Raw genomic sequence first — 9,400 nt, 5'->3', positions numbered from 1 at the left:
GGCTCGTCGGTCAGAAAAAATCCAAAAACCTTCGGATTGTTGAGGAGAGGCGTTACCTTGTCGATGAAGGACTGGGTGACGCCATTGCTCTCGCCAAGCCAGATGAGGGCCTTCGAGCCATCCGGCAACGCATTGACCGATGAGGCGTATTGAAGATCAACCAGGTTGAAGCCATAGGCCTGGGCCTGGGCAGCCGAGGCGCCCCAAGTGTAGTGCATCGTGGCCATGCAAATATCCCTCGTATGATTCTGCAAGCGCCCCGACCCCTGCCTATCCGAGGGTCAATATTAGCGCCAAATCAATTAGCAACACGCGTTGATAGAATCATTGATCTTCGATGGATACCAATTGTCATGCGGTTTCGACGCACGACCTTACCAGAACCTTAACGGCGGCAATGTGCTGGATAATTAGTAGAGAGTTGGCTCGGATCGCCGAACGCTAGGTGCCGGCCTGTGCTATCTTCTCCGACCGCACGCTGATCGACATGGCCAGGCGCCGCGCGCGATCTCGACGCCTTCGCCGACGTGAGTGGCGTCGGGACTTCGAAGTTCTGGGGATTCGAAGAGATCTTCCTCGGCGCAATCGCCTCGCTCCAGCCTGGCGCCGCGGGCTGAAGATTCAATCAACCCCAAGTCGCTGCGTCTTCAAGTCATTGAGATCGATCGACCGCCATCAACTGGTCCGGCTTGAAAGCCGCGTGCTGAGGGGTCCAGATGTCACCCTCGCGATTGAACCAGTTGCACAGATACATGCCGGAGGCGGCGTGATCGTTGATCGTCATGTTCGGGCCGCCGGACTTCAGTTTGACGACATCTCCGGTCTTGAAACTGTCCGCCATTATGTTCCTCCCAGGGGTTCGAAACAAAACGTCCAGAGGTAACCACCAATGGCGGCTATCGACAAGCGGCGGTTGCATCCAAGGAGCACGAGTGCCTCCTGTGCGCCAATTGCCGCGTGTCTGTCTTGTGCCGGGTTCCTCCCGGCCTCCAGGAACTGCCCGCTTTCCGAAGCTGGCGGGTTTTTTTGGACCGATCTAATCGAAGCCCCAGCCCGTCAATGGCGTGACGGGTTCTTGCTTTCTGCTTGACGTCAAATGCGCCCTCGGCGCTTACTAGGAGATGCTCGCACGCAACGACGCTTACAAACCGCCCGAATCATGGCCCCACGGTTGGATGCGACTCGGATTGGTTATCGGCTTGGGCTTTTGCGCGGTTGCTTGGGTTGCAGTCATAGAGCTTGTCATAAGCGGGTAGACTGAAGTCAAACCCTTAAGCCAGATCAGCGATTTCTCGCGACCCTGAACTCCGCTTCCCAAGGCAGCGCTTCGAAATCAGGCTTGTGTCTTTGCGCTCGGTAGTCATCCTGGGAAAGGAAAGTACATCTGGACCCCTCCAATACGCAAACAAATGGCGGAATGCCTGGGCACCGATAAAGGCCAACGGTCTTTGAATTCGCATCGTCCATGATGGTTGCAGGGTTCTCACAGTCTCCGATTGTCGTCGCCATCTATTGTGATGAACGTTTCTGCTTCCGGAGGAGACAGTTAACGACTGGAATCGATGCCCGGCGAAGCCATTCGATGCAAGCGTTGTCACATTCATACCTGTCCATGCGCAAGCGCCGAGTCTTTTGAAGGCGGGGCCCTGGCCAAAGCGGGAATCAGGGACACCGCGCGGCGCGTGTAGTGGTCCGCTGCGTCATGCGTCGTCAAGGTGGCCGTGTGCGCCTCTCGGAACTCTCAACCGGGTTTTCCACCAGTCTGGCGGAACGCTGGTCATGAAGCCGGGCTGACTTCTTCCTCGCAGCCGGCTGTTCGGCAATGGTATTCGACTTTGCCGCGATAAAGTGGTCGGCACGATTCGCCCGATAATCTTCCTTATTGGTTGACATCTCGATCTCTATTTGGAGGTCAGCGCGGGCGGTCAAGACTGGGTCAGCCCCAGCAGTTCCGAGGATGGTCAGGTTGGATGGGCAGGTGAGCCGGGAAACTCGTAGACCTTCGATTGGCCGTCCAAAACCCTAATCCAATTGGGTTCCGAAATGTCTTGCTCAGCTTTATGAGCCGCTTGGCTCGGTGTCCATGCATCAAGAATGCGCCATGTGACGACGTCATCGCGATGCATTTCATGAACTAGGTATTTGGCCAACGCGTTGCCCTCTCAGAAGCCTCGTCACCCGATACAACACTTGGACAGGGGGAAGGTTCCCGATCGAATCGGCAACCCGCACGGCGATGCCTTAGCCAGTTCGCCACAAAAAATAATATTCATCCCGCATCTCCTTCGAACCCTTCTCGCCAATAGCGCCAGAACGAGCCCGGCGTCCCGGAGCAGTTGGATTCGTTAAAAAGGGAAAGAGGTGGGGAAGGTTGTCGCCAACGGAAAGTCACAAAGCGCTTTGGATTCGTTGGGCAGAGAAAATGGCGGAGAGGGAGGGATTCGAACCCCCGATGGGCTTGCACCCATGCCGCATTTCGAGTGCGGTGCATTCGACCACTCTGCCACCTCTCCGCGGTCATGGTCCGCCGTTGCCGGCGCGGCGCACTAGATAACGGCTGGACAGGCAGGTTACAAGGCCCAATCTGCCTGATATCAGGCATCTCTGCGGGCCGTCGGGTTCGTCCTTCGATACCTGCCAGCGCTTATGCCAATGCCATCGGCTTGCCTTGCGCCGTTTGCCTTGACTTCGACCCAACCTTCGGTTAGGGACAGCGCGCAATCGGCGTGGAGGGTTCTTCCGCGCCGCTTGTTTTTTTGAACCCGCAGACTGACAAAAAGACGGCCGAACCGCTTGATGCGGCTCATCAAGGCCGACCGAACAGCGAAAGGCAAAAAATGTTCGCAGTCATCAAAACGGGCGGCAAGCAGTATCGCGTCGCCGCCAACGATCTCCTGAAGATCGAAAAAGTCGAAGGCCAGGTCGGCGATATCGTCGAGATCGGCCATGTGCTCGCGCATGGCGAGGGCGAGAATGTGACGTTCGGCGCGCCGTTCGTCGACGGCGCATTGGTCACTGCCGAAGTCGTCGAACAGGGCAAGAACCGCACCGTCATCGCTTTCAAGAAGCGCCGCCGGCAGAATTCGCGCCGCAAGATCGGCCATCGCCAGCTTTTGACCACGGTGCGGATCGCCGAGATCCTTTTGGACGGCGCCAAGCCGTCGAAGAAGGCCGCCGCCAAGTCCGAGGCAAAGACCGAAGCCAAGGCAGAGGTAGTGCCCGAGGCGAAGGCCGAGGCTGCGCCGAAGGAGGCCAAGGCCAAGAAGGAAGCCAAGGCAGAGGCTGCCCCGAAGGAAGAAGCCAAGGCCGAGACCGCCGCAGCGCCACTGTTCAAGGCGCCGAAGGGCGAGCCGGACGACCTGACCGTGATCAAGGGCATCGGCCCGGTTGCGGCCGGCCAGTTGAACGAGCAGGGCATCATCACCTTCGCGCAGATCGCCAAGCTCACCGACAAGGATGTCGCCAAGATCGACGAGCACATGCCGTTCAGCGCCGACCAGATCAAGGACTGGCGCGAACAGGCCAAGGAACTGGCGAAGAAGTAGAATTTCCGGCGAAACAGTCGCCGGATCGGACTTGAAACGGAACGCGAACGCGTTCATAAGGCCTTTAGGCGCCTCGCGGCGCAACGGAGTTAGTTAGATGGCACACAAGAAAGCTGGCGGCTCGTCGCGCAACGGTCGCGACTCGCATTCCAAGCGTCTGGGCGTGAAGAAGTTCGGCGGCGAAGCCGTCATCCCGGGCAACATCATCATTCGTCAACGCGGCACCTCGTGGCATCCCGGCGTCAATGTTGGCATGGGCACGGATCACACCCTGTTTGCGCTCGAAGCCGGCGCAGTCACCTTCAACAAAAAAGCCAACGGCCGAACCTACGTATCGGTCAACCCGATTACCAAAGCAGCGGAGTAGCCGGTTCCGCACCACAACACCGGCACCCATCTCGGGACCGGTGTCTGGCCAAGCCAGGAAAAGGATCAGGGGAGATGGGTTTCCATTTCCCCTTTTTCTTGCCTGGAGGACTGACATGGTTGCCGAAGCGGAAGACACGGAAGACGAAAGTTACGCGATCGATTGCCCGGTGCTCGCGACCGAGCGGCTGGTCATGCGGCCGCCTCGCGAAAGCGATATCGGGCAATTGGCGGCACTTGCCGACAACCGCCATGTCGCTGAAATGCTGGCCCGCATGCCGCATCCCTATGGCGAGGCCGAGGCTCGCGCCTTCCTCGCCATGGCGGCATCGCGCCGGGCGGGAATTGCCTATGCGTTGACGCTGGCCGGCACCGAAATCTTCGTCGGTTGCGCCGGCCTCAACACCACCGACCGCGGGCTGGAACTCGGCTACTGGATTGGCGAACCTTACTGGAAGCACGGCTTTGCCACCGAGGCCGCGCACGCGCTGGTCGACCTCGCCTTCCAGAAGACGTCGATCCAGGTGCTGCACGCCTCGACCCGGGTCATCAATCCGGCCTCGCGCCGGGTCATCCACAAATGCGGGTTCCAATATGCCGGCCAGGGCATGCTGAACTCGATCGTCGCCGGCCAGGTGCCCGTCGAGCGCTACCGACTGGACAGGAAGACCTGGACCAGCCTCAGGAACTGGGTGCATTTCTAGGTGTATCGATATTCAGGTGAGGCCGGCCTGCGAATGGCGGCTCGGCCTGACCTAAATCTCGACACACCTCGGCGCATGGCTTCGAACCAAAGGTTCGGAAAGTAGAGGTCAGGCCAATTCGACCCAGACCGGTATGTGGTCCGAGCCTACCGCTTGCCGGTCGACCCAAAGCCGCTTCAGCGACCTGGCGAGCGAGGCGCTGGAAAAGACGTAGTCGATGCGCTTGTGGCGGCTGGTGTCGCCGGGCTGCTTGGGGTCGACCCAGGTGACAAGATCGGCGGCCACGTTGAGGCGCATGGCGGCATCGACGGCAAAGTCGGCGGTCAGCGGCATGCCGAATTCATGGTCCGGCCGGCCGGCGAGTTCGACATATTCGGGTGAGCCGGCCAGCATGTTGAAATCGCCCATGGCGACAAAGGCTTCAGGATGGGGCAATTCCGGCAGGCCGATCTCGGCGACGCCGGACAGTGCGCCGCCTTCAAGCGCATAGTTCAAAAGGCGCTGACGCAGAAACTGTATCTGGCTCACGCGTTCGACGGGGCTGCGGTGATCGAGATGGATGGAATAGAATCTGACGAAGCCAAGCGGCGTCTCGATCAGGGCTTCCAGCGCGCCGCGCTGGAAGTTCATTGCCTCGAAGCTGCGGCTGCGCGGCAAAAGCAGGTTGCGCGACAGATGAATGGGCGTTTTCGACAGCACCATGTTGCCGAGCTGGAAGGTTCTCGTGACGGCACGGCCGTTCTCGATGGCGGAGCCGACATTGGCCTCGAAATTGCTGCCATAGACGGCAAAATAGTCGGGCAAGGCGTCGCCGAGTTCGGCGACCATGTCGCGGCCGCCATTCTTGGGGTTGTTGCGGGTAACCTCCTGCAGCGCGATGACGTCGGCGCCGCGCACGGCATCGGCAATGCGCTCGACATCGTAGCGGCCATCGAGGCCAATGCCGTACTGGATGTTGTAGGTTACAAGCCTCATCGCGATATCTCTCCAGCCAAGGTCACAAAACGGCCTCGCCCTTCGCCCCGCCTTGGTTTAGAGCAATCCCGCAAAGCCAACAGCAGAAACCACGCAATCCGATGAAATTTCTCGATCAGGCCAAGGTCTACATCCGCTCCGGCGACGGCGGCGCCGGTTCGGTGTCGTTCCGGCGCGAGAAATTCATCGAGTTCGGCGGTCCCGACGGCGGCGATGGCGGCCGTGGCGGCGATGTCTGGCTGGAGGCGGTCGACGGGCTGAACACGCTGATAGACTATCGCTACCAGCAGCATTTCAAGGCCAAGACGGGCATACATGGCATGGGCCGCAACATGACTGGGGCCAAGGGCGCCGACGTGACGCTGAAAGTGCCGGCGGGCACCCAGGTCTTTGCCGAGGACAATGAAACGCTGATCTGCGATCTCACCGTGGTCGGCCAGCGCTTCCTGTTGGCAAAGGGCGGCAATGGCGGTTTCGGCAACCAGCATTTCAAGACCTCGACCAACCAGGCGCCGCGTCGCGCCAATCCCGGCCTGCTGGGCGAAGAGATGAATATCTGGCTGCGGCTCAAGCTGATCGCCGACGCCGGCCTGGTCGGCCTGCCCAATGCCGGCAAGTCGACTTTCCTCGCCGCTGTCACCGCGGCCAAGCCGAAGATCGCCGACTATCCCTTCACCACTTTGCATCCCGGCCTCGGTGTCGCCCGCATCGATGGGCGCGAATTCGTCATCGCCGACATTCCCGGGCTGATCGAGGGCGCGCATGAAGGCGTCGGCATCGGCGACCGTTTCCTCGGCCATGTCGAGCGCACGCGCGTGCTTTTGCACCTCGTCTCGGCGCAGGAAGAAAATCCGGGCAAGGCCTACAAGACCGTGCGCGCCGAGCTCGACGCCTATGGCCACGGCTTGACCGAAAAGGTCGAGATCGTCGCGCTTTCCCAGGTCGACATCCTCGATGCCGATCAGCGCAAGAAGAAGGTCGCCTCGCTGAAACGCGCCGCCGGCCGCGCGCCGATGCTGCTTTCGGCCGTCACCGGCGAAGGCGTCGAGGCAGTGCTGCGTGCGCTGATGTCGGTTGTCGCCGAGGCGCGCAGCGCCATCGTGGTCCCTGTCGAGACGCGCTGGGAAAAATAGCAATGGCCGCGCAGTCGCTGAAAAAATATCGGCGCATCACCGTCAAGATCGGCTCGGCGCTGCTTGTCGACCGCTCGTCGGGCTTGAAGCGCGACTGGCTGGCCTCGCTGGCCGACGACATCGCCGTGCTGGCCGCTGGCGGCGCTGAAATCCTTGTCGTGTCATCAGGCGCCATTGCGCTCGGCCGCACTATTCTCGGCCTGGGAAAAAGGGCGCTGAAGCTCGAGGAAAGCCAGGCGGCCGCTGCTGTCGGACAGATCGCGCTGGCCGGCGCCTGGTCGGATGCGCTCGGCAAGGGCGGCCTGAAATCGGGCCAGATCCTGCTGACGCTCGGCGACACCGAGGAGCGCCGGCGTTATCTCAACGCACGTGCGACGATCTCGACGCTGCTGAAGATGAAGGCGGTGCCAGTCATCAACGAGAACGACACTGTGGCGACCTCCGAAATCCGCTATGGCGACAATGACCGGCTGGCGGCGCGGGTGGCGACGATGATGGGCGCCGACCTGCTGGTACTGCTCTCCGACATTGACGGGCTCTACACGGCGCCTCCGGCCCGCGATCCTCAGGCCAAGTTCATTCCGCTGGTCGATCGCATCACCCCTGACATCGAGGCAATGGCCGGTGCGGCGGCGTCCGAATTGTCGCGCGGCGGCATGCGGACAAAACTCGATGCCGGCAAGATCGCCACCGCCGCCGGCACCGCCATGATCATCACCGCCGGGACGCGGCTGTCGCCGCTGATGGCGATCGAGCGCGGCGAGCGGGCGACCTTCTTCAAGCCGAGTACAAATCCGGTCAAAGGCTACAAAACATGGATCGCGGGGCAGCTCGAGCCAGCGGGGCGGCTGACCGTCGATGCCGGCGCCATCGGCGCATTGCTGTCGGGCAAGTCGCTGCTTCCCGCCGGCGTCAGGCTGGTCAGCGGCAATTTCTCACGCGGCGACACGGTGGCGATCCTGTCGCCAGAGGGTCGCGAGATCGCGCGCGGACTGGTTGCCTATGATGCCGCCGATGCCGTAAGGATCGCAGGCCTGAAGACGGCGGAGATCGAAACGGTGCTCGGCTACGAAGCGCGCTCGGCGATGATCCACCGCGACGACCTTGTGGTGAGCCATGCTGGTGACCAAGTAGGGGCGGGTGACCAGGTGCGGGCCGGTGACCAGACGCGGGTGGACCACCAGATAACGAGCGGAGGATGAGCCATGCTGAAGCTGCATGAAAAATCCCGGGATGACACCGTGGCGCTGATGGCCGATATCGGCCGCCGCGCTCGTGCCGCCGCCCGCCCGCTGGCCATCGCCACGACCGCCGCCAAGAATACAGCGCTCCTCGCCATGGCCGAGGCCATTATCGCTCGTGAGCAGGACATTCTCGATGCCAATGCCATCGACATCTCGAATGGCCATGAGTCGGGGCTTTCCGCCTCCTTCATGGACAGGCTGAAGCTTGATCCCGCTCGTATCCGGGCCATGGCCGACGGCATCCGCGAGATCGCCGATCTGCGCGATCCGGTCGGCGACGTCATCGCTGCTTGGGACCGGCCGAACGGCCTGCACATCGAGCGCGTGCGCACCCCGCTTGGCGTTGTCGGCGTCATCTATGAGAGCCGGCCGAATGTGACGGCGGATGCCGGGGCGCTCTGCCTCAAGGCCGGCAATCCGGTGATCCTGCGCGGCGGGTCGGATTCGCTCAATTCCTCCGCCGCGATCCATGCCTGCCTGGTCGCGGGGCTCAAGGCCGCCGGCCTGCCGCAGGACGCCATCCAACTGGTGCCGACCACCGACCGCGCCGCCGTCGGCGAAATGCTGAAAGGCCTCGGCGGCAGTCTCGACGTGATCATTCCACGCGGCGGCAAGAGCCTGGTCGGGCGGGTGCAAAGCGAGGCGCGGGTGCCGGTCTTTGCCCATCTCGAAGGCATCTGCCATCTCTATATCGATCGCTCGGCCAAGCTCGACATGGCGGTCAAGATCGCAGTCAATGCCAAGATGCGGCGAACCGGCGTCTGCGGCGCGGCCGAGACGCTGCTCGTCGACCGCGCCGTCGCGTCCACCCATCTGGTGCCGATCCTCGATGCGTTGCATGCGGCAGGCTGCGAAATCCACGCCGATGCCGAGGTGCTGAAGCTGTTCTTCGATGCCCGGCCCGCTACCGACGCCGATTGGGTGACCGAATATCTCGACGCCATCATCGCGGTGAAGCTGGTCGATGGTGTTGCCGGCGCGATCGAGCATATCGAGACGTTCTCCTCGCACCACACCGAGGCGATCGTCGCCGAGGACGCGCAAGCGGTCGAACGCTTCTTCAACGAGGTCGATTCAGCGATCCTGCTGCACAATGCCTCGACGCAGTTCGCCGATGGCGGCGAATTCGGCATGGGCGCCGAGATCGGTATCGCCACCGGCAAGATGCACGCGCGCGGGCCGGTCGGCGTCGAGCAGCTGACCTCGTTCAAATACCGCGTGCGCGGGTCGGGACAGGTGCGGCCTTGACGTCTTTCGCCCAAAAGGCCTGAAGCTTGCGCCCAGCCGCCCCCCTCTGCCCTGCCGGGCATCTCCCCCTCGAGGGGGGAGATTGGCTGTCACCCGCGATTTCGCCAATTGCCAGCTTCGCAAGATTTACGCCACCAATGAAACTGCCGATTTCCCCCCTTGAGGGGGAGATGTCCGGCAGGACA

General features: G+C 61.8%; 8 protein-coding genes, 1 tRNA gene and 1 pseudogene. 6 read left to right on the top strand and 4 right to left on the bottom strand.

What is annotated here, in order from left to right; all coding sequences use genetic code 11:
• The 3 genes and pseudogenes from CN311_RS25845 to CN311_RS25830 all read right to left on the bottom strand — a co-directional run.
• Nucleotides 1-227: pseudogene (locus tag CN311_RS25845) on the bottom strand (calcium-binding protein); the annotation flags it as partial.
• 425 nt (nucleotides 228-652) lie between these two features.
• Nucleotides 653-841, bottom strand: coding sequence for a YodC family protein (locus tag CN311_RS25835; RefSeq protein ID WP_097576491.1), 189 nt, complete (start codon nucleotides 839-841; stop codon nucleotides 653-655).
• Nucleotides 842-2,423: 1,582 nt separating this feature from the next.
• Nucleotides 2,424-2,513 (bottom strand) — tRNA-Ser (locus CN311_RS25830).
• 324 nt (nucleotides 2,514-2,837) lie between these two features.
• Here CN311_RS25830 and CN311_RS25825 point away from each other — a divergent pair.
• The 3 genes from CN311_RS25825 (at nucleotide 2,838) to CN311_RS25815 (ending at nucleotide 4,615) form a co-directional block, all read left to right on the top strand.
• Entirely contained in the window at nucleotides 2,838-3,545 is a 708-nt protein-coding gene (locus tag CN311_RS25825; RefSeq protein WP_097576493.1) for a 50S ribosomal protein L21, read from the top strand.
• Between the two features lie 97 nt (nucleotides 3,546-3,642).
• Nucleotides 3,643-3,912 carry a 50S ribosomal protein L27 gene (gene rpmA, locus CN311_RS25820; RefSeq protein ID WP_006327539.1) on the top strand — a complete coding sequence of 90 codons (270 nt, stop codon included), beginning with the start codon at nucleotides 3,643-3,645 and terminating at the stop codon, nucleotides 3,910-3,912.
• A 115-nt stretch (nucleotides 3,913-4,027) separates the two neighbouring features.
• A complete protein-coding gene (locus tag CN311_RS25815) occupies nucleotides 4,028-4,615 on the top strand; it encodes a GNAT family N-acetyltransferase (protein ID WP_097576490.1) in 588 nt (195 codons plus the stop codon).
• Nucleotides 4,616-4,723: 108 nt separating this feature from the next.
• Here CN311_RS25815 and CN311_RS25810 read toward each other — a convergent pair whose 3' ends face one another.
• A complete protein-coding gene (locus tag CN311_RS25810) occupies nucleotides 4,724-5,590 on the bottom strand; it encodes an endonuclease/exonuclease/phosphatase family protein (RefSeq protein ID WP_097576489.1) in 867 nt (288 codons plus the stop codon).
• Nucleotides 5,591-5,691: 101 nt separating this feature from the next.
• Between CN311_RS25810 and obgE the strand changes: the two genes are divergently transcribed.
• Genes obgE through CN311_RS25795 form a run of 3 tightly spaced genes read left to right on the top strand, consistent with a single transcriptional unit; the run spans nucleotide 5,692 to nucleotide 9,215 of the window.
• Entirely contained in the window at nucleotides 5,692-6,723 is a 1,032-nt protein-coding gene (gene obgE, locus CN311_RS25805; protein ID WP_097576488.1) for a GTPase ObgE, read from the top strand.
• Nucleotides 6,724-6,725: 2 nt separating this feature from the next.
• Complete coding sequence (proB, locus tag CN311_RS25800) at nucleotides 6,726-7,925, top strand: glutamate 5-kinase (RefSeq protein ID WP_097576487.1); 1,200 nt, start codon at nucleotides 6,726-6,728, stop codon at nucleotides 7,923-7,925.
• Between the two features lie 3 nt (nucleotides 7,926-7,928).
• Entirely contained in the window at nucleotides 7,929-9,215 is a 1,287-nt protein-coding gene (locus CN311_RS25795) for a glutamate-5-semialdehyde dehydrogenase (protein ID WP_097576486.1), read from the top strand.
• The last annotated feature ends 185 nt before the right edge of the window (nucleotides 9,216-9,400 follow it).

It is taken from the genome of Mesorhizobium sanjuanii (assembly GCF_002529485.1).
Taxonomy (GTDB): domain Bacteria; phylum Pseudomonadota; class Alphaproteobacteria; order Rhizobiales; family Rhizobiaceae; genus Mesorhizobium; species Mesorhizobium sanjuanii.
This window is presented reverse-complemented; position numbering and strand designations above follow the sequence as displayed.

Coding starts and splice junctions, on each gene's coding strand:
- CN311_RS25795 (WP_097576486.1), top strand. CDS start 7,929: ATGCTGAAGCTGCATGAAAAATCCCGGGATGACACCGTGGCGCTGATG.
- CN311_RS25825 (WP_097576493.1), top strand. CDS start 2,838: ATGTTCGCAGTCATCAAAACGGGCGGCAAGCAGTATCGCGTCGCCGCC.
- CN311_RS25835 (WP_097576491.1), bottom strand. CDS start 841: ATGGCGGACAGTTTCAAGACCGGAGATGTCGTCAAACTGAAGTCCGGC.
- CN311_RS25810 (WP_097576489.1), bottom strand. CDS start 5,590: ATGAGGCTTGTAACCTACAACATCCAGTACGGCATTGGCCTCGATGGC.
- CN311_RS25815 (WP_097576490.1), top strand. CDS start 4,028: ATGGTTGCCGAAGCGGAAGACACGGAAGACGAAAGTTACGCGATCGAT.
- proB (WP_097576487.1), top strand. CDS start 6,726: ATGGCCGCGCAGTCGCTGAAAAAATATCGGCGCATCACCGTCAAGATC.
- rpmA (WP_006327539.1), top strand. CDS start 3,643: ATGGCACACAAGAAAGCTGGCGGCTCGTCGCGCAACGGTCGCGACTCG.
- obgE (WP_097576488.1), top strand. CDS start 5,692: ATGAAATTTCTCGATCAGGCCAAGGTCTACATCCGCTCCGGCGACGGC.